This is a genomic window from Pseudoalteromonas sp. NS-SX12, assembly GCF_057367955.1.
The window spans coordinates 1,076,820-1,097,527 of sequence record NZ_CM170634.1 but is presented as its reverse complement, the minus strand read 5'-3'; the positions used below and the strand labels follow the sequence as shown (position 1 = coordinate 1,097,527).

The window sequence follows — 20,708 nt, the reverse complement described above, 5'->3', positions numbered from 1 at the left end:
ACCTTTAAAGTACGTAAACAAAGACAAACAAACACAACCATACAACGTCAACAAAATGCCAATACCAAGCTGCAGCTTGGAAAGCAAAGTGCTTTTCTTCACTAAAGTGCCCTTTTAAAATTCGTATAAATACGACAAGTAAAATGAGCGTGCCTAACGTGACATGCATGCCGTGAAAGCCAGTTAGCAAAAAGAACGTATTACCATATATACCTGAGTCCAGTGTTAAGCCTAGATCTTGATATGCATGAACGTACTCCTCACCCTGTAGCGCTAAAAATATCGCCCCTAAAGCAATAGTAAAACCAAGCATTGCCTTTAACTGCGTGCGTTTTCCATGCTCAATTGCGGTGTGTGCAAAATGCAAAGTCACCGATGAGGTTAAAAGAATAATAGTGTTGATAAGTGGCAAACCTTGCCAACCCATTACTTGCGTTTCTGTACCACCAGGCGTACTAACTAAAGGCCACACGGCTTCAAACGAAGGCCATAACACTTCGTTTGTCATTGCGTTATTGCTATCACCACCGAGCCACGGTACAGCAAATGTACGGGCATAAAATAGCGCTCCAAAAAATGCCATAAAAAACATCACTTCAGAGAAAATAAACCACGCCATACCCTGTTTAAACGAGCGGTCCATTTGCGATGAATAAAGCCCACCTTGAGATTCATCAATCACATTTTTAAACCAACCAAACAGCATATAAAGTAAAACCGCAATGCCTAAGATTAAAATGTGAAAACCAAAACCACCTTGCTGTTTAGCAGTTTGCATTACCGCTAAGCCAGCTCCAATGGCAATTAAGAACAGAGCAACAGCACCCACAATCGGCCATTGGCTTTGCTCAGGTACATAATATTTTTCATATTGAGTTTTCATTGACTAACTCTCCATCGCGCTTGCTATTGCTTGCAACTTTACCTTCAACATCTGCTGTAATATCGTAAATGGTGTACGACAAGGTCACTTCATGAATATCATTTGGCAAGGTTTCGTCGAGGTAAAAGAGCAATGGTAAATCCGCTGAGCCTTTGCTTGTCAGCGGCTGTTGATTAAAACAAAAGCAAGACACTTTATGTAAATATTTAGCCGCCCGACCTGGTGCTACTGACGGTACGGCTTGCATTATCTTGTTGCTACTCGAAAGGTTTTGCGCAATAAACTCTATGCGCTCCATTTCACCCGGGCTAACGTCAACACTGTAGCGTTTGGCTTTGACTTTAAACGGTGCGCCAGCTTGCGCATGTGTGATAAATGTAACGCGTACACTGCGCGATTCATCACTTTGAGCACTCACTTGAGCCTGCTCCATATTAGGTTTTCCATTCAATCCTGTGATATCACAGAAAACGTCATAAAGTGGCACCAGCGCAAAGGCAAACGCAAACATTAATAAACTGGTTAAAATTAGCTTTTTGAGTAGCTTAACGTTATTCATTACTTCACTTCCGGCGGCTCAGAGAACGTATGATAAGGTGCAGGCGATGCAACTTCCCACTCCAACCCTTCAGCCCCATCCCACACTTTGGCAGGTACTTTTTCGCCACCCTTTGCACACTTATAAACAACGGCAACAAAAAGTAATTGAGATAAACCAAAGGCAAAGCCACCTACACTGATCAATGCATTAAAATCAGCAAACTGCAGTGCATAGTCAGGAATACGCCTCGGCATACCGGCTAAGCCCACAAAATGCATTGGGAAGAACAGAATGTTTACGCTAATTAGCGATAACCAAAAATGGGTTTTAGCAAGACCAATGTGATACATGTTGCCTGTCCACTTTGGTAACCAATAATAAGCTCCTGCCATTATCGAGAATACAGCCCCCGTTACCAACACATAGTGGAAGTGAGCAACCACAAAGTAAGTATCGTGATACTGAAAATCGACCGGTGTTATTGCTAACATCAATCCAGAGAAACCACCTAAGGTGAATAACACAATAAACGCAATGGAAAACAGCATCGGCACTTCAAAGCTAATCGAGCCACGCCACATTGTCGCTACCCAGTTGAAAACTTTAACCCCCGTAGGCACAGATATCAGCATGGTGCTATACATAAAGAACAACTCCCCCGCCAATGGCATACCAGTGGTAAACATGTGGTGCGCCCATACAATAAACGACAAAAACGCGATTGATGCTGTGGCATACACCATTGAGGCATAGCCAAACAGTTTCTTACGTGAAAACGCTGGAATAATCGTCGAGATAACACCAAACGCCGGTAAAATCATGATGTAAACTTCAGGGTGCCCGAAGAACCAGAAAATATGCTGGAACATTACAGGGTCGCCGCCGCCTGCCGCGTTAAAGAAATCTGTGCCAAAGTATTTATCAGTTAGAACCATAGTCACTGCACCAGCAAGTACCGGCATCACCGCAATTAATAAAAATGCGGTAATTAACCACGTCCATACAAACAGCGGTAATTTCATATACGTCATGCCCGGTGCGCGCATATTCACTATGGTTACAATTACATTGATTGCCCCCATAATTGAGCTAATGCCCATAATATGCACAGCGAAGACAAATAGTGCCGTATTATCATTGCTATACGTGGTTGATAGTGGAGCATAGAACGTCCAACCAAAAGCTGGGCCGCCGCCTTCCATAAATAACGACATAAGCAGAATAAAAAACGCAAACGGTAGAATCCAAAAACTCCAGTTATTCATGCGCGGTAGTGCCATATCTGGCGCACCAATCATCATTGGGATCATCCAGTTAGCCAAGCCAGTAAACGCAGGCATAACTGCACCGAAAACCATAATGAGGCCATGAACTGTAGTCATTTGGTTAAAAAAGTGTGGCTCTACAAATTGTAAGCCTGGTTGAAATAATTCGGCACGAATAACCAGTGCCATTGCGCCACCCGTTAAAAACATTAACAGAGCGAATAACAGATAAAGCGTACCGATATCTTTATGGTTAGTTGTAAATAGCCAACGTTTTAAACCTGTTGGCGCATGATGGTGGTGATGAGATTCAGCTAGTGTTGTCATTATTGTGCTTCTCCCATAGATTCTTGAATATCACTTGGTTGCACTGAATCGCCAGTATTGTTACCCCAAGCATTTCGCTCATAGGTCACTACTGCCGCTAATTCTTTTAGTGACAACATTTTGCTATAGCCTTGCATTGCTGTTGCTGGCTTGCCATGAACCACAATATCGATATGTGCTTTAACATCGCCAAGTGCTATAGGGCTATCTTTTAGCGCTGGGAACACACCTGGCAATCCCATCCCAGTAGGTTGGTGACACGCAGCACAATTAGCCATATACACTTGTTCTCCTAGCGTCATTAGCTCATCTTGAGATAATGTAAGATCAAGTGACGCTTTTTCTGCGGCCGCCGCTTGCGCTTTTTCAAGCTGCGCATTTGCCAACCACTGTTCAAATTCAGCAGGCTCTTTAACTTCAACAACCACAGGCATAAAGCCATGGTCTTTTCCGCATAACTCAGCACACTGACCGCGATAAATACCGGTCTCATTGACCTTAGTCCACGCTTCGTTAATAAAGCCTGGGTTCGCATCTTTTTTAACCGCGAACTCAGGTACCCACCAAGAGTGAATTACGTCGTCCGAAGTCATTAAAAAGCGTACTTTTTTTCCTTTTGGAATAATAAGGGGTTTATCAACATCTAACAGGTAGGTTTCTGTTTTTTGATCTTGATTGGTGATTTGTTCACGTGGAGTCGAAAGAACAGAATAGAACGACACATCGTGGTCAAGATATTCATAATGCCACTTCCATTGTGACCCTGTAACTTTAATCGTTAGGTCAGCTTTGGTGGTGTCTTCCATGGCAATCAAGGTTTTGGTTGCTGGCACTGCCATACCTATCAAAATTACAAATGGAATTGCGGTCCACAGTATTTCAATTTTGGTACTTTCATGAAATTGAGCAGGCACTGCTCCTTTTGATTTACGGTGATGGATTATTGCCCAAAACATAATGGCAAATACTACTAATCCAATAACGCAACAGATATAAAAAATTGTCATATGGAGCTCGTAGACATCACGGCTGATGTCTGTCACCCCAACAGGTAAGTTATATTGACTCGTCCCAACTGCTAAAAAAGGAAAGCTCAATAGTAACCATAAGGATAGTTTCACTAGCCTCATGCTCGCTCCTTAGCTAATTATTATTATGTTGTTAGGAAATGGTCAGTGAAAGTTTTAGCGATTAAATCGCACGACGCACTACAGCATCACTCCATTTTCTTTATTATATTTGTTTTCTAAAAGCCGCACTTTGCTTAAAAAGAAAACAAGGTTACTACTAAGGTCTAGTAAACGATTAAATTTTACGCAAGTCAAATTTAAGATAAATTTTTTATAAATCTATAAGTTAGCGATTTTTGAAGATGTAAAAATAGAAGGGGTTATAGTAAGAAATAGGGTGTTTTAAAGCAGGGTGAGGCTAGCAAAATTACTCACTAGCCAAGGTCAACAAAAGTGTATTACATCCAGTCGGCATTTCTAATAACGCCAACCGCAAGGCCTTCGATATTAAAATGGTCATGCTCTAAATCGACTTTAATTGTGTCAAAATCGTCATTTTCTGCATGTAATAGTACTTGTTTGCCTGCTTTTTCAAAACGCTTTACCGTTACATCTTCATCAACACGGGCTACAACCACCTGACCATTATTAGCCACAGGTGTGCGATGAACAGCTAGCAAGTCACCATCCATAATGCCGATATCCTTCATACTCTCACCACGTACACGCAGCAGGAAATCTGCACATGGGTTAAATAGGTTTGGATCAACTTGATAATGACTTTCAATGTGCTCATTAGCCAAAATAGGTGAACCTGCGGCAACTTGACCAATTAACGGTAAACCTAATTGCTCGGGTTCATCTTCTTCCACTAAACGAATACCGCGGCTAGCGCCCGGCACCATTTCAATGACGCCTTTCTTGGCTAATGCTTTTAAATGCTCTTCTGCAGCGTTTGCACTTTTAAAACCGAGTGTCGATGCGATTTCTGCGCGCGTTGGCGGCATGCCAGTATCTTTAATAAATACTTTAACAAGTTCTAAGATTTGTGCCTGACGTTTTGTTAATGGTCTCATTCACTGGTTTTCCATACAGTACAGATAACTGTGAGTATATACAGTTATTCTTATTTCGCAACTTTTAATTATTTGATAATTAGCACTATGCTTAGTTACAGACGATAATTGCTGCAAATCAAAAATCATCGCAGTAAATTGCTTTATTTTTCCTCTGGCACGACCAGTTATTTAATCTTTTTGAGTTAACTGGTATGCTAGCGCCCCTTTTGTTTTTAGGTTGGTGTTATGAAGTTGGTTGGCTCTATGATTCAGTGGTTTGCAAACGGTATGAACAAGCTTTTAGTGCGTTCGAAAATAGTACCTGAACACCCGTTAGACAACCTCGCAATAGATAAAAACAAGCCGACCGTTTACATCACATTATTAAATTCTTTTTCTGATTCAGCCGCATTACGCAGCACCTGTAAAAAGCTCGGCTTACCAGACCCTCAGGTCACTCAGCAAATTGGTGATAAACAAGTTCCAAGGTACATTCCAATTCACCATCGCTCGCCACTGTTTGGTAAAGCAAAAAAAGACAGTCCAGCGCTCGAAATTAGCGAAGAAATATTTGCAGCGTTAAAGCAATCTGACGTTACCGATTTACAAGTTATTCCGGTCACTATTTTATGGGGGCGCAATCCAGGCAAAGAAAAGCCAGGCCTTGGCACTATTTTATCCAGTTCTCTTACACCAAGCTGGTTGCGTAAAGTATTTGTCGTGTTACTGTCTGGCCGCGACAACTTAATTCGTTTTAGTCGTCCATTAGAACTATCGCAGCTTACCAGTAAGCAACAAAGTGATGATTTACCGCATAAACTCATTCGTGTTGCCCGTGTTCACTTTAAACGTCAGAAACTTGCTGCGCTTGGCCCTAAATTGCCTTCTCGCGATCAGTTGTATCAAGGTCTTTTAGCATCAAGTACAGTCAAAGCTGCGATTGAAGATGAAGCAAAAAGCAAAAACATCTCAATTGTAGAAGCGCGACAAAATGCCATAAAACTCGTTGATGAAATCGCTGCCAACTATAACGAATCAATGATCGGTGTTTCTGAGCGCATTCTTACTTGGCTATGGACCAAGCTATACAACGGTATTGAAGTAAATAACCCAGAACGAATTCAAGAGCTGACCGATAAAGGCCACGAAATTATCTATATGCCTTGCCATCGCAGCCATATGGATTACTTATTACTTACTTATGTTATTTACCATCAAGGTTATGTGCCACCGCATATTGCAGCAGGTATAAACTTAAGTTTTTGGCCTGCAGGCCCAATATTTAGACGCTGTGGTGCCTTTTTCTTACGCCGCTCGTTCAAAGGCAATAAGCTTTATTCCGCAGTGTTCCGTGAATATTTAAGTCAGTTATTTATAAAAGGCTACGCAGTTAAGTTTTATACCGAAGGCGGCCGCAGCCGAACTGGCCGTTTGCTTCCACCTAAAACCGGTATGTTAGCGATGACATTACAATCAATTTTGCGCGGTATTGATCGTCCAATTTCAATCGTGCCTGTATATATTGGTTACGAGCATGTAATGGAAGTTAACACCTACCTTGGTGAACTTGCTGGGCAAAAGAAGAAAAATGAGTCAGTACTGGGCGTCTTCAAAACGCTACGTAAGCTCAAGAATTACGGCAAAGGTAATGTAAATTTTGGCGAGCCAATCAACATTAATCAATACCTTACCCACCACCAATCAAATTGGCGCGACAGCATTGCTGCAGACGAAAAGCCTACTTGGCTAACGCCAATGGTTGGCAAACTTGCTGATTCAGTGATGGTCAACATCAACAATGCGGCTGCGATCAATGCCGTTACTTTAATGTCATCAATTTTGTTAAACACCGAAAAACAGGCGATGACGCGTAACGAGCTCATTGCTTGTATGACAAACTACCTGAGATTGCTTGAATTAGCGCCTTACAGCAAAGATGTCAGTGTGCCAAACAAAAGCGCTGAAGAGCTGCTTGAACACGCACTAACGTTAGATAAGTTTGAAGTGATTAAGCAAGGTCGAGTTGAAGTAATCCGTATTCAAGACACGCAAAAAGTATTATTGAACTATTACCGCAATAACGTACTGCATTTATTCGCAGTACCAAGTCTAATTAGCTCAATATTAATTAGCCAAAAACACATTTCTCGCGACCAGCTAATCAAGCAAGTTAACGCGTTATATCCGCTCTTTAAACAGGAGTGGTTTATGCAACCGTATTGCGAAACGTATCTAAATGACTCACTTGAAGCATTGAGCGGTATTGGGTTATTAACCGTTGAAAACGATGCGATTTCAGTTAACCCTAGCAGCAAGTCTCTTGCTCAACTTAACTTGTTAGCACGTTTTATCCAGTGCACATTAATTCGCTATGCCAGCGTAATTAAATTAATTCTGGCAAGTGACAGTATTTCGCGCGACCAGCTTGAAACGCAAAGCCAAGATTTTGCACAACAGCTTGCACAGCTATTTGGTATCGATACACCAGAATTCTTCGATAAAAAAGTGTTGTCTGGCTTTATTAGCACGCTTAAGCAAAACCACATGATTGATGATTGCGAACAAGGCCGCATCACAGGCAACGAGACAACAAAGAAGTTGAGTCAAATTATTCTAAAACAACTTAACCCAAGTATTGCCAGTGCACTTGAAGACTAGCCGTTATCGGCAACAAAAATAAAGGCGGTATACACCGCCTTTTTTTATCCATATTTTCTAATCACACCTTCTTGAATCGTCGAGGCAATTAACTCACCTTTTTGATTAAAGAACTGCCCTCGCACTAACCCTCGGCCTCCACTGGCTGAAGGGCTATCTACAGCATATAAAATCCATTCATCTAAACGGAATGGACGATGAAAGTACATCGCATGGTCAATGGTGGCTACTTGCATATCCGGTTGTAAAAATGACAAACCGTGCGGTTGTAACGCTGTAGGTAAAAATTCAAAATCAGACGCGTATGCCAGTAAATATTTATGTACTCGCGGGTCATTTGGCATATCGCCATTAGCTTTAAACCATACATAGCGCTCAGCAAGGGTTACTTCTGGCTTAAACGGGTTTTGAAAATTAACCGGTCGCATTTCAATTGGCTTGTCACAAATAATTTTATTGCGAATTTTTTCCGGGATAAGTTCTTTGTGTTCGCGATAAACATCCAGTGACGATGGCAGTTTTTCAGGACCTGGAACATTAGGCATCGCCGCTTGGTGAGTCACCCCCTCTTCATCCACTTGAAAAGAAGCAGTCATATAAAATATCGGCTTACCAAATTGAATCGCTTTAACTCTGCGGGTGCTAAAACTGCGGCCATCGCGAATGTTCTCTACATCATAAACAATCGGGTGATCAACATCGCCAGGTCTTAAAAAGTATGAGTGCAGCGAGTGCACTTGCCTATCTTCTGCAACGGTTTCTTTTGCAGCAGATAGCGCTTGTCCCATAACTTGACCACCAAAAACAGCTTTAAAACCAAGATCTTGACTAGGGCCACGATACAGCCCCTGTTCTATTTTTTCTAACTTCAGCAATGCTAAAAGATCGTTTAGTACCTGACTCATAACACTATTTCGTAATTTCCTAGTATCGCTATAATAGCAAACACCCGCCACTTTAACATTAGCGAGAATAGGTAATGCATTATTGGTTATTTAAAACAGAGCCTGACGAATTTTCTATCGACGATTTAAAAGCAAAAAATGACGAAATTTGGGATGGTATTCGCAACTATCAAGCACGTAACTTTCTGCGCGACCAAGTGGCGTTAGGCGATCTCGCATTTATCTATCACTCTAGCTGTAAACAACCCGGCATTGTTGGCATTGCTAAGGTAATTAAAACAGCCTTTGCAGATCCTTCTCAATTCGATGCGCAATCAAAATACTTTGATGCTAAAGCAACACCCGATAACCCAAGATGGATAAGTGTTAAATTAGAGTTCGTTGAAAAGTTACGTATTATTCCACTCACCAAACTTAAAGCCGACCAACAATTGGCTGACATGCATTTAGTGCAAAAGGGCAGCCGACTATCAATTCAACCAGTGAGAGAATCTGAGTGGCAATATATACTCGATAAATACACTAGCAATTCACTTAAATAGCCACGTAAAAGAGCAGCCAAATAATTTGTTTAAAGAGTGAATTAACTCGCAGAGTGACGTTCGGCATGTTTCTCGCTGTTGCAATCATGAAATTGCACCACGATTTACAAGTATACCAAGTAAGCAGATCGGACTAGACAGTATTCTTTTTAATGGTTTAGTATAAGTTGTCTAATTTTTAATTGCGAAAGATTATGTCTGCTTTAACAAATAAGCCTACAGCGGAAAGAAGGCAAGGAGAAGGCGATTTAAATGCCTTTTGGAGCAACTTAAGTTTTGCCCAAAAAGTCGAATTAAATAAATTAAATCGCTATGGTTATCAACTTGCTTTTGCGCGAAAACTAGAAGAAAACTACCTAGCATTCGCAAGATGTGATACTAGCTATGCAACAATCGACTATCTTGGTGAGGTCGATATGGAGCCACATTTTCGCATTCGCTAAAAAAGGCAACCTAGGTTGCCTTTTTATTCATTGCTTAATGCACTATTACATCGATTGCCAATCGACTTCGTCACTGAGCACTCGCTCAACAGACATATAATGCAAAATGTCGCCCTGTTTTATTTCCATTTCTAGTGGCGGATTCAAGTCTAATCCCTCACCGATACGGTTATGCGCTACACCTAAAATGGTCGCATCAAACTGCTTTTTAAAGTGGAAAAATAACACTTCAAATTTAACATTTTGCTTAATATCACCGACTTCCAAACTAAACTGAGTATCACCATGTAACGTTGAAAGCAGCTCTTCTTGAATACGACTTGAACCTGGATCTTGCATCGAGCGAACCAAAATTTCTACCGACTTCGAGCTCGTAGATTCCACGTTTTTACAGTGTTCTCGCAACATCTCACTTTTACTTTCATCAAGAAAGTACGCGCTGATATGACAAGATGAATGCACTAAGCGACTGATTTTCAGCGCTGTAGTAAACGTATGATCATCATCGTTGCCATCAACGATTACTTTATCAGCACCATCAATTGCCACACGCTTAAGTTCATCAACATCAGTGAAACTTGAAAGGCGAACAAAATCCACGTGTGGGTTATCTGAAAACGGATGCGTCATCTGCTCGTCAACGGCCAATAAAATTCGTCGCTCAAGGCGCTTGTTATCAGCCAAAATATAATTAATCATCTTACGTGTGCGCGAAGGATGATAACCAAAAATTAGAATATGTTCGCTTTGTCCTGAATAATCTTTATCGCCCGTCATAGATGCCTTGATTAACCCCGTAATACTTTGTCCAACTTTACCTAACACCACACCAAACAGTGCTAATCCAATTGGAATTTGCACCAAGGCTACAAATAGTTTTCCCCAATCGGAGCTGGGACTTAAATCGCCATACCCAACCGTCGAAGTGGTCACTATGTAGTAATAAATAAATTGATTTATCCCTAATAACTCTGTTTCTTTCGCTGCAAATAAACACACCCAAGTTAAGAGCATATGTGCTGCCAGCAGAGAAACAACCGACGTCCAACTTACGTAGTGAATATGGCGTCGAATAGCTACTAGAATTTTCTTTATAACTAAGTTCATGATAACTATTGTTTATTTTACTAATGATACGCACTGTAGCGCCATCTAATAAGTGGAGCAAGCAGTACGTGAAATTATCTCAGTTTAGATTGCAGTAAAAAAACAGCAAATTGATAGGCAAAATAATGAAACCCGTTCTAGACTTAATTTGAACTGTTAAGTTCGACAAAGGCAAACTCAGCGAAAGCTGATGACGCAAAGCTATCGGTCTAAGGGAGCATTCCTATGATTGCGAAGCTGCCACGGTAACAGGTCGGGGGCTATGTAGGCTGCTTCGAAACCATCTCACGAATATAAGAATCATGGGACTTTGGAGCAGCCTTTATTTTAGCAATGCACCCTTACGCTTTTTTCGCCGTTTCGATATATGCGTCAATCTGTTCTTCGAGTAAATTCAGAGGAAGTGAACCGTTTTTCAAAATTTGAAAGTGGAACTCTCTAATATCAAACTCGGCCCCTAACGCTTGCTCTGTCTTTTTACGTAAGCGCTTAATGGTTAACTCACCAATTTTATACGATAACGCCTGTCCAGGCCACGAAATATAACGATCTGTTTCAGTTTTAATATTGTGCAGCGAAAGCGCAGAGTTATCCTGCATAAAGGTCATTGCGCGCTCACGGCTCCAACCAAACATATGCATACCTGTGTCGACAACTAAACGTGCCGCACGCCACATTTCATAAGTTAAACGGCCAAAATCACTGTAGGCATCTTGGTAAAAACCCATTTCTTTGCCGAGGTATTCAGAGTATAAGCCCCACCCCTCGCCAAATGCTGAAATATAGTGACTGCGACGATAACCCGGCACATTTTCTAGTTCTTTATTGAGTGATATTTGTAAATGGTGACCCGGCACAGCTTCGTGCAACGTTAATGCTTCTAACACATAAAGCGGACGCTTATCTAAGCCATATGTATTTACCCAATAATATCCTGGCGCAGTGTCTTTGTTCGCACCGACATAACGACCTGTTGTATATTTAGGCGCGATTGAGTCTGGTACTGGCGCTACACCATAAGGTGTACGTGGTAGCAGTTTAAAAAACTTAGGTAACTGGGCATCTGCTTTTTTCGCTATAAACGACGCTTCTTTTAATAGTTGCTCTGCCGATTTAGCGTAAAACTGCGGGTCAGTTCGTAAAAATTGCACAAATTCTGCAAAACTGCCGGTAAAGCCAGTTTTCGCAATTACTTGCTGCATTTCATCTCGAATCCGCTTCACCTCAGCTAAACCCAGCTGGTGTACCTGCTCGGCGGTCATATCAGTTGTGGTGTAATGCTTAACACGATTTTGATAAAACTCACTGCCATTCGGCGTGGTTGAAATACCAATTTCGGCACGTGCATTCGGCGCATATTCGGTTTCAAAGAACGATAAATAGCTTTGGTAGGATGGAATCACGCTATTGCTTATAATCGATTGCGCTTGCGTTTTAAGTTTTGCAAAATCAACGTCAGAAATGTGCTCTGGCTTGTTTTTAAATGGCTTATAGAACTCCGACTGTTCTGGGCTTTTTACAATAAACGCATTAATTGACTCCTCATAACCTAACAGCACTGGTTTTGGCTGAGTTAGCCCTATCGCAATCCCCTTTTTCATCCACGCTATATTCTGCTCAAAATAACGCGGTACACCTGCAAGGCGTTTTAAGTAAAGCTGATAATCTTCAACGGTTTTAAAGCTGCTGCGCGACACCATAAATGACAATGCAGAGTGAAAACCAAACTCAGAGGTTAACGGCATGTAGTGTGCATTAAAGTCATACTCATCTACCGAGTTTTGCACTTGAGAAACAATAATCGCGTGGTTAATTCGGTTTTGCTCATCCAACGCGCTAACATCAACAGCGTTTAATCGCGCTAAAAACGCAACATTCTTGGCATGATTATTAGCTAGAAACTCAGGTGATAAATTTGGTAAAAAATAACCGTTAACACCTTCTTTTTGCTGATACGGATCAACACTTTTACGATATGCCACAATGTCATTCGCGACACTTTCAAACACATTCACGCTCTGCGCTTGCACGCTCGTTGAATTAGCTGCAGTGATATCTTGAGTAGATTGGCAGCCTACCAATAAAGTACTAGATAATGTCAACGCAACTAGAGATAAATTGAACGGTTTCATAAACAATAACCAAAATAGAAAATTGACTCAGCATACGCAAATTCAATTTTTAATCTCAACCAATTTGCGACCAAGTAAGTAAATAATTGCAAAAAATCATAAATCACTTAATTCAAAAACACTTAAACCCAATAAAATCAACATAGTAAATACAGCAATCACACACCCTTTGCATATTTCACTGAAATCACATCGTGCCACTGGTTAAATTTAAGCTAAATAAAAGCGATTTTTTTTAATAATTAATAGACTTTTCCTATTCCCAAAAGATAAAAATTGTTTTCTAATTACTTTGGACTTCAAGGGATGAAGGTTGCTAGTAATTTAGGGTGAATATTTAAGCAGTAATTAACCACTGAGGTTGGGATTTTATGAAGTACCATGATTCCATGGCACAGGCACAGCAAAAAATGACGGAGGTTTGCTGGTTTTTAGAAAGGTATAACTTACCACCAATTCCGATCAATTATCATACGATCTATAGCTATATCTCAAAATCTCATGATGCGCTGTGCGAAGAAATTGAAGCACTGCTTGCTGCCGACGAAAAATTAGATAGTTACATCCTAGAAAACCTATTTAGCCGCTATTTATCTGAACACGATTCAAGCCAGAAGCAACTTGTTAAAGGTGTGTCAGAAACAATTGATATTATGGATAATTCAGTTGACCAAAGTAGTGATAGCGTAAACAAGTATATCGCCACATTAGATAGCAGTTTAGTTGCCATTGACGATGCAGATATCAGTGAAGCAAAACAGCTTATTGCTGACTTAATTGATGCGAGCTATGAGCTAAAAGGCTCGCAACAACACGTGCATGAATCATTACTACAAGCTAGACAAGAGCTTAAAAATTGCCAGCAGCAACTGCAACAAATTGAAAAGCATCGCCATGTTGATCCACTAACCGGCCTATATAAAGAAACCTACATGGTGGACAAAGCTGCGGTTTGGGTAGAACAAGGTAAATCTCTGTGTGCTATAGCCATTGATATTGATGACTTTAATGACTTTAATGAGAAATATGGTCAAGCAGTTGGCGATGTTGTAATTGGTAAAGTCGCCAAAAAAATTCGTTCATACGTGCAAGACAGTGGTCTGCCCGTGCGTACTAAAGGCAAAGAATTTATGATTTTACTACCTGACGTTAGCGTACAAACAGCAAAAGAAATAGCAGAGCGCATGCGCTCTGGTGTAGAAAAGCTAAAATTTATAAGCTCTCGCAGTGGTAAGCGCTTACCAACATTAACCGTTTCGTTAGGTATTAGCGAGATGAAAGAAAAAGAGCAAGATCTTAAGCAGTTAACTGCAAGCGCCAGACACTCAGTCGCAAGAGCCAAACTTCAAGGTAAAAATAACGTATTTTATAATACTCATTAGGTTTTATGGCTATAAGGCTATTTAACCTAAAATCGGCGTAAAATTTAATGCAATTGTTACCCAATCGCGTGAGGTAGTGCGAGCTTAAAGCCCTGAAAGCCATCGCTACCTAACTGCTGCGCCCATTTGACCTGTTCTTCAGATTCGAGCTGCTCGCATACCACAACAACACCCAAACTGTGCGCCAATTTAATAATATTCTCAAGAAAGTACCAAGAATCTTGTTTTTGTTCTAACTCACGAATAAAGCTACCATCGAGCTTAACAATATCAACCGGCCACTTCCGCAATGCGAGTAATGTATTATCTCCGGTACCAAAGTGGTCAATCGCTACTTTAGAACCCAATTTATGTAACTTAGAAATAACCTGCGGTGCAAGCTGGCTTTGCGACAGCATTTGCTCATCAAACTCCCAAATTATTGAGGTAAACAAATCAGAGAATTGATGTGCCTGCTCAGCTAACCACGCGTAAAAGGTATCGTCTAATACACTGTGAACCGATACATTAATACTCACTGGCAAATCCAATTGTCCTTTTACATACCAGCTTCTAATCAAATTAAAAATACGCTTATCGAGTTCGCCACTTGCTGAAAATTGCTCGGCTTTTGATTGCAGTAATAAAGTAGGGATCACTTCGTCTTGGTAGGTGATTTTCGTGAGCACTTCTGAAAACATTAAACTAACTTGATCTGACATCATTACGCTATGCTGCGATAAACCCAGTGTTGATTCACTAATCGCCATTAAAACACGCTCACGTGTCGCCAGCATATCTGATACTTTTTTAATATGTTGAGACGGTTCATATAAATGATATTTTCTGCGTTCTTTCGCGGCGATTAACACGGCTTCATCTGCCGCTTTCATAACCTCCGACATTGCTTCACCGCTTTGCCATAACACAGCGCCTACTAATACTTCTTTCTTTTGCTGGTATTGCCCTTGCAAACGCGCCAAGTGCGACGCCATATCACTTAAAACTTTAACTAGCTCATCTCGTGTAACATGCTGTAAAACACACGCAAATTCATTGTCGTTTAAGCGAAAAATTCGTGCGTTAACACCTTGCTTTGAATGTGTTTGCAAGGTGTATATCACATCTTCTAAAAAGGACCGCGCTACCGAAAATCCCTCTTTACGACGAACCGTTTCCCACTCACTTAAGCGCACTAATATTAGTGCTCCGCTTTGGTTTTTCTCATCACTTAGCAATTGATCAAATTGCGCGCAAAACAAACGGCGATTACCAAGTTGCGTAAGTTCATCTCTGTATAACGCGTTTTTAGCATGTTCCAAGCGCTGAGTTAGCTCGTTGACCAGCTCTTTCACTTGATTTGTCATGCGATTGTGGCTCGACATTAACGCGTTCATTTCAGACACACTTTGTATCTCAGGTGCCTCGGTAAACTCTTTATTAGCAAGTTTGTTGGTGTGTTGATGCAAAGCATCGATCGGGGCTTTAAGCGCGCGAATTGCAATGTGTAAAATAAACCAAGCAAAACAGATGAAAAAAGCAAATACCGCACACACATCTTTAAATGAGCCATAGATATAGTTATTCGCGGGCGAAGCCTGTAGCTGCAATTGCACCATGTACTCTTGCTCCGCAAGTGCGAAACTTTGTTGAAATAATGGACTAGAAACAGACAGGTAATTCGCAAGCCATTTCGGCATAGTCGAGGGCTGTGCAGCACGCTTTTCAATTAAAGTTTTATCAAGGTGCTGCACTCTAATATAAGCATATTGATGTAAGCGGCTAAACTGTGAAACATGCTCCGTCAATAACTGGTGATTAGCATTTGCAGACTGCGAAATACTTTGCACTAACGTTAACCCCAACAATTCAGTTTGCTCAGCGAGCTGATGCTTCATAAATGCTTTGCTATTGCTCACGGTAAAACTGGTTATCACAATAAAAAGTGAGACCATAATGAAAGCAACAATCACATTAAAATAGGTTTTCAGGGTCATCGATTGTTTTGACTAATTTTTATTCCATAATTCCAGTTTAGTGTGAGATCAATAAAAGTGCCCAATTTAAGCGCTAAGGCACGCTGATGATTGTCATTTCTTATTCCATTCGAGTAAACTATGGGCGTTAATAATCATAGGATTGAAAATGAAGCCACACGACGAGCAAACTGACTTTGGTTACAAATCTGTTGCACGAGAAGAAAAGCAGGGCCTAGTCGCCGATGTATTCCATTCTGTTGCAGCTAAATATGATGTAATGAACGATTTAATGTCGTTTGGTATTCACCGTTTATGGAAACGCCACACAATTGCTTGCTCGGGCGCCCGCGCTGGCCAAACAATTCTTGACTTAGCCGGTGGCACAGGTGATTTAACGGCACGTTTTAGTGATATCGTTGGTCCTGAAGGGCAAGTAGTATTAGGCGATATTAACGACTCAATGCTTAAAGTGGGTCGCGAAAAACTGCGTAACCTAGGTAAAGTAGGTAACATTGAATACGTACAAATGAACGCCGAAGCGTTACCATTCCCAGATAACACCTTTGACCTTATTACAATTGCGTTTGGCCTTCGCAACGTAACCGATAAAAGTAAAGCTCTGGCGTCAATGCAGCGTGTATTAAAGCCAGGTGGTCGTTTACTGGTTTTAGAGTTTTCAAAGCCTATTCACGAACCACTGAGTAAAGCCTACGATTTCTACTCGTTTAACCTGTTACCGAATATGGGCAAGTTAGTTGCGAATGACGCTGAATCATATCGTTATTTAGCAGAATCAATTCGCATGCACCCAGATCAAGAAACGCTTAAGCAAATGATGGAAGATGTGGGTTTTGAAATGACTAGCTACGAAAACCTAACTGGTGGCATTGTGGCACTTCATAAAGGGTTTAAATTTTAAGCTTATGGTGTCGAGCCTAATTTCTGCCGCAATAGAACAACTGCTGAATCAACTAACCAAGCTTGATGGGCAGTTTGTCTCTGAGTTACATGCAGCTACGCGTAAACAGCTTACCATTGATGTTACCGATATTTCGTTGTTTATGACGCTGTTATTTGATGGTCAACGCTTTCATGTTTTACCAAAAGGCGATAGCCAAAGCGACTGCCTCATTCGCGCAGATTTAAGTACCTTGCTTGAACTCAAGCAACCTGAAAAAGTAACCCAACTAATTCGCAGCGGCAAACTCGACCTTGAAGGTGATTTAAATCTAGCCCAACAATATAGCAAGGCATTTAACGCGCTGAACATCGACTGGGCTGATAATTTGTCATCGTATTTAGGTGATGGTCCTGCATACACGCTAGTTAATGGCATTAAACACGCGGTTAGTAGCGCAAAAAAACAAAGTGCGGTATCACAGACAACGTTTACCAGCTTACTGCAAGACGAGTTAAAAGTGTCGATTCACCCACTGGAAGCGCAATTATTTAAACAGCAGTGTCGCTCATTACAGCAAGGCTTAGCGCAATTAGAGCAGCGCGTAGATAAGCTTTGTAACGCAATTTAAGGGCTCAATTAGTGCATTTTTCACGTGCTTATAAAATTATTAAAACCTTTCTTAACTATGGTTTAGATGAACTAATTCCGGCACACCTGTTTCCTTGGTATGGCAAACTCGCGCGCAGTTGTTTTTTTTGGCTTGGCAATAAACATAAAGATAAAAGTGTCGGTCAGCGTTTGCGTTTAGCCCTTGAGTCATTGGGGCCTGTATGGGTTAAATTTGGCCAAATGCTATCAACTCGCCGTGATTTATTACCCCCTGATATCGCGAAAGAACTTAGTTTATTACAAGATAATGTCGCACCATTTGATGGCAACAAAGCTAAGCAGCTAATTGAACAAGCACTAGAACTCGATGATATTCATCAGCTATTTGAACAGTTTGAACAAACACCGCTAGCTTCAGCATCTATTGCACAAGTTCATACTGCACAACTAAAACACGCAGGCGAGCTACACGAGGTTGTGATTAAAGTTATTCGTCCTGACATTGAAGACGCAATTTACTCTGATCTCAAGCTAATGGCACAACTGGCCAAATTAGTCAGTCAATTTATGCCTGATGGCAAACGATTACGTCCTGTGGAAGTCATTAACGAGTATCGCAAAACCTTGTTAGATGAACTCGACTTACAGCGTGAAGGTGCTAATGCAATTCAGCTTAAACGTAATTTTGAAGATTCAGATAGTCTTTATATTCCGTACGTTTATAGCGATTTAAGCCGCAAAAACGTGCTTGTTATGGAACGCATATATGGCATTCCAGTATCAGATCTTGAAGCACTAAAAGCACAAAACACCAACCTACAGCTGCTTGCCGAACGCGGTGTTGAAGTCTTCTTTACTCAGGTATTCCGCGACAGCTTTTTTCATGCTGATATGCACCCTGGTAATATTTTTGTATCGCGAGAGCACCCTGAAAACCCAATGTATATTGGTATAGATTGCGGTATCGTCGGTACGCTCAATAAAGAAGATAAACGCTATCTAGCGGAAAACTTTATTGCATTCTTTAACCGCGACTATCGCAAAGTTGCAGAGCTTCATGTTGATTCAGGTTGGGTGCCAGCCGATACAAATGTTGAAGAGTTTGAGTTTGCAATTCGCACCGTATGCGAACCTATATTCCAAAAACCACTAGCCGAAATATCATTTGGCCAAGTGCTGGTAAACCTGTTTAATACCGCTAGACGCTTTAATATGGAAGTACAGCCGCAGCTTGTGTTACTGCAAAAAACCTTACTTTATATTGAAGGGCTGGGCCGTCAGCTTTATCCGCAACTTGATCTTTGGAAAACCGCTAAACCATTCTTAGAAGAATGGGTAAAACAGCAAATTGGCCCGAAAGCAGTATTATCACAAATTAAAGAAAATCTGCCATTTTGGGGTGAAAAACTGCCTGAAATGCCAGATTTACTCTACAAAGCACTTAAACAACACACTAATTCGAGTGCAAACGTCACAATACAACAATCTAATCGTGCTATAGTCTGGGCAATATTTGCCATGACATTCACATTAACTGGCACAGTATTTTTTGTTACTAACTTCATTATTCCTGCTGCTGCACTGTTTACGGCTGCAACAGTGAGCGCTTGGCGAGCTTTGCGACATTCAAGCAATCATTAGGTATAATTTAACCATCTACTGATTTGGAGAACATATTATGGGTATTGGTGGTATTAGCATTTGGCAGCTACTTATTATCTTGGCAATTATCGTATTACTGTTTGGTACTAAAAAACTGCGCGGTATTGGTAGTGATTTAGGTGGCGCTGTTAAAGGGTTTAAAAAAGCAGTTTCAGATGAAGACAAACAATCTGACGCAATTCAAAACAAAAGCGAAAGCGATAAAGTTACCGACAGCGAAAAAAAGCACGATAAGGTTTAAATAATGGGCTTTTGGGAGCTATTTGTTGTTTTAGTTGTAGGCCTAATTGTACTCGGCCCTGAACGCTTACCTACTGCGGTACGCTCAGTAGCGCGCTGGATAAAAACGGTCAAACAAATGGCAACAAATGTACAGGCTGAAATTAATGAAGAACTGCGCGTTCATGAATTGCACCAAAACTTAAAGAAAGCAGAACAACAAGGTATGGATAACCTGTCGCCAGAGCTAAAACGCTCGGTTACTGAACTTTCAGAAGCGGCGCAATCGGTAACTCACAGTTACAAAAATACCGAAAAAAATACAGAGCAAGCGCAGAACAGCAATAATGACCAACAACCAAAGTAACGCTGAACCAGCGCCAACCTTTATTAGTCACCTAGTAGAATTACGCAACCGACTAATGCGAGCACTCGCATCCATTTTGTTAATATTTTTAGCATTGGTTTATTTTGCTAATGATATTTATGAATTCGTTGCAACACCGCTTATTTCGCACTTACCCGAAAATGCGAGCATGATCGCAACCGATGTTACGGCGCCGTTTTTTGCGCCATTCAAACTCACACTGTTCGCTGCGTTGTTTTTAGCCTTCCCGTTTATTTTGCATCAAATTTGGGGGTTTATTGCGCCCGGCTTGTATCAAAATGAAAAGCGCGCGCTAATTCCAATCCTGACAGCCTCAGTAATTTTATTTTATGGCGGCATTGCCTTTTGTTATTACCTTGTAATGCCAATTGTACTGGGATTTTTTACTGGCATTGGCCCTGAAGTAATGACCATTACACCCGATATCAGCAGTTATTTAAGCTTTGTCTTAAAGCTATTCTTTGCGTTTGGTATTGCGTTTGAAATTCCTGTCGCAATTATGCTGCTGTGTTGGAGCGGTGCGACAACAAAAGAAAAACTAAAAGAAAAGCGACCTTATGTTGTCGTTGGCGCATTTGTTATTGCGATGTTCTTAACGCCACCAGATGTTTTATCACAAACATTGTTGGCTATTCCCATGCTAGCCCTTTTTGAGTTAGGCTTACTGCTAGCAGGATTTTATCAAAAGAACACAGACCCTGAAGAGGCTAAAAACTAA

At 41.0% G+C, this 20,708-nt stretch carries 19 protein-coding genes and 1 riboswitch; of the genes, 10 read left to right on the top strand and 9 right to left on the bottom strand.

Features of this window, described 5'->3' with window-relative positions; translation table 11 throughout:
- Positions 1–4: 4 nt before the first annotated feature.
- From AC2IOM_RS05240 to lexA, 5 genes are all read right to left on the bottom strand, one after another.
- Positions 5–883 carry a cytochrome c oxidase subunit 3 gene (locus AC2IOM_RS05240; protein WP_054978228.1) on the bottom strand — a complete coding sequence of 293 codons (879 nt, stop codon included), beginning with the start codon at positions 881–883 and terminating at the stop codon, positions 5–7.
- Positions 867–1,442: a cytochrome c oxidase assembly protein gene (locus tag AC2IOM_RS05235; RefSeq protein ID WP_010561496.1), complete on the bottom strand. Its 576-nt coding sequence runs from the start codon at positions 1,440–1,442 to the stop codon at positions 867–869. Before AC2IOM_RS05235 ends, AC2IOM_RS05240 begins: the two co-directional genes overlap by 17 nt.
- Positions 1,442–3,016, bottom strand: a complete 1,575-nt coding sequence (ctaD, locus tag AC2IOM_RS05230; protein ID WP_010561495.1) for a cytochrome c oxidase subunit I — start codon at positions 3,014–3,016, stop codon at positions 1,442–1,444. The genes AC2IOM_RS05235 and ctaD overlap by 1 nt, the downstream gene beginning before the upstream one ends.
- Positions 3,016–4,146: a cytochrome c oxidase subunit II gene (coxB, locus tag AC2IOM_RS05225; protein WP_138629604.1), complete on the bottom strand. Its 1,131-nt coding sequence runs from the start codon at positions 4,144–4,146 to the stop codon at positions 3,016–3,018. Before coxB ends, ctaD begins: the two co-directional genes overlap by 1 nt.
- Before the next feature lie 338 nt (positions 4,147–4,484).
- On the bottom strand, positions 4,485–5,102 hold the full coding sequence (gene lexA, locus AC2IOM_RS05220; protein WP_010561493.1) for a transcriptional repressor LexA: 618 nt from the start codon (positions 5,100–5,102) through the stop codon (positions 4,485–4,487).
- 228 nt (positions 5,103–5,330) lie between these two features.
- Here lexA and plsB point away from each other — a divergent pair, with 228 nt between their 5' ends.
- Positions 5,331–7,742 carry a glycerol-3-phosphate 1-O-acyltransferase PlsB gene (gene plsB / locus AC2IOM_RS05215; protein WP_486359315.1) on the top strand — a complete coding sequence of 804 codons (2,412 nt, stop codon included), beginning with the start codon at positions 5,331–5,333 and terminating at the stop codon, positions 7,740–7,742.
- Positions 7,743–7,786: 44 nt separating this feature from the next.
- On the opposite strand, the gene tesB is transcribed toward plsB, so the two are convergent.
- Positions 7,787–8,647 (bottom strand): acyl-CoA thioesterase II, encoded by an 861-nt coding sequence (gene tesB, locus AC2IOM_RS05210; protein WP_010561491.1) that lies wholly within the window; start codon positions 8,645–8,647, stop codon positions 7,787–7,789.
- 74 nt (positions 8,648–8,721) lie between these two features.
- Here tesB and AC2IOM_RS05205 point away from each other — a divergent pair, with 74 nt between their 5' ends.
- The gene (locus AC2IOM_RS05205) at positions 8,722–9,189 is read left to right on the top strand and encodes an EVE domain-containing protein (protein ID WP_486359314.1); all 468 of its coding nucleotides are present in this window, start codon (positions 8,722–8,724) and stop codon (positions 9,187–9,189) included.
- Positions 9,190–9,383: 194 nt separating this feature from the next.
- Entirely contained in the window at positions 9,384–9,632 is a 249-nt protein-coding gene (locus tag AC2IOM_RS05200; RefSeq protein ID WP_010561489.1) for a hypothetical protein, read from the top strand.
- 45 nt (positions 9,633–9,677) lie between these two features.
- Here the strand turns inward: AC2IOM_RS05200 and AC2IOM_RS05195 are convergent, their stop codons facing one another.
- Together AC2IOM_RS05195 and AC2IOM_RS05190 are read right to left on the bottom strand one after the other, a co-directional pair.
- Positions 9,678–10,739 carry a potassium channel family protein gene (locus tag AC2IOM_RS05195; RefSeq protein ID WP_105173150.1) on the bottom strand — a complete coding sequence of 354 codons (1,062 nt, stop codon included), beginning with the start codon at positions 10,737–10,739 and terminating at the stop codon, positions 9,678–9,680.
- Positions 10,740–10,899: 160 nt separating this feature from the next.
- Positions 10,900–10,984: riboswitch (cyclic di-GMP riboswitch) on the top strand.
- Between the two features lie 96 nt (positions 10,985–11,080).
- Positions 11,081–12,871 carry a DUF885 domain-containing protein gene (locus tag AC2IOM_RS05190; protein ID WP_486359313.1) on the bottom strand — a complete coding sequence of 597 codons (1,791 nt, stop codon included), beginning with the start codon at positions 12,869–12,871 and terminating at the stop codon, positions 11,081–11,083.
- 371 nt (positions 12,872–13,242) lie between these two features.
- On the opposite strand from AC2IOM_RS05190, the gene AC2IOM_RS05185 reads away from it, so the two are divergent.
- The gene (locus tag AC2IOM_RS05185; RefSeq protein ID WP_100914340.1) at positions 13,243–14,253 is read left to right on the top strand and encodes a GGDEF domain-containing protein; all 1,011 of its coding nucleotides are present in this window, start codon (positions 13,243–13,245) and stop codon (positions 14,251–14,253) included.
- Positions 14,254–14,309: 56 nt separating this feature from the next.
- On the opposite strand, the gene AC2IOM_RS05180 is transcribed toward AC2IOM_RS05185, so the two are convergent.
- Positions 14,310–16,130 carry an EAL domain-containing protein gene (locus AC2IOM_RS05180; protein WP_486359312.1) on the bottom strand — a complete coding sequence of 607 codons (1,821 nt, stop codon included), beginning with the start codon at positions 16,128–16,130 and terminating at the stop codon, positions 14,310–14,312.
- A gap of 247 nt (positions 16,131–16,377) precedes the next feature.
- On the opposite strand from AC2IOM_RS05180, the gene ubiE reads away from it, so the two are divergent.
- From ubiE to tatC, 6 genes are read left to right on the top strand one after another with little or no spacing between them, the layout of a single operon-like run.
- Positions 16,378–17,130: a bifunctional demethylmenaquinone methyltransferase/2-methoxy-6-polyprenyl-1,4-benzoquinol methylase UbiE gene (gene ubiE, locus AC2IOM_RS05175; protein ID WP_100914342.1), complete on the top strand. Its 753-nt coding sequence runs from the start codon at positions 16,378–16,380 to the stop codon at positions 17,128–17,130.
- 4 nt (positions 17,131–17,134) lie between these two features.
- Positions 17,135–17,740, top strand: coding sequence for a ubiquinone biosynthesis accessory factor UbiJ (locus AC2IOM_RS05170; protein ID WP_486359311.1), 606 nt, complete (start codon positions 17,135–17,137; stop codon positions 17,738–17,740).
- Positions 17,741–17,751: 11 nt separating this feature from the next.
- On the top strand, positions 17,752–19,362 hold the full coding sequence (ubiB, locus tag AC2IOM_RS05165) for a ubiquinone biosynthesis regulatory protein kinase UbiB (RefSeq protein ID WP_486359310.1): 1,611 nt from the start codon (positions 17,752–17,754) through the stop codon (positions 19,360–19,362).
- A gap of 37 nt (positions 19,363–19,399) precedes the next feature.
- Positions 19,400–19,624: a Sec-independent protein translocase subunit TatA gene (gene tatA, locus AC2IOM_RS05160; RefSeq protein WP_010561481.1), complete on the top strand. Its 225-nt coding sequence runs from the start codon at positions 19,400–19,402 to the stop codon at positions 19,622–19,624.
- Between the two features lie 3 nt (positions 19,625–19,627).
- Positions 19,628–19,969, top strand: a complete 342-nt coding sequence (tatB, locus tag AC2IOM_RS05155) for a Sec-independent protein translocase protein TatB (RefSeq protein WP_010561480.1) — start codon at positions 19,628–19,630, stop codon at positions 19,967–19,969.
- Positions 19,950–20,708, top strand: coding sequence for a twin-arginine translocase subunit TatC (gene tatC, locus AC2IOM_RS05150; protein ID WP_486359309.1), 759 nt, complete (start codon positions 19,950–19,952; stop codon positions 20,706–20,708). The genes tatB and tatC overlap by 20 nt, the downstream gene beginning before the upstream one ends.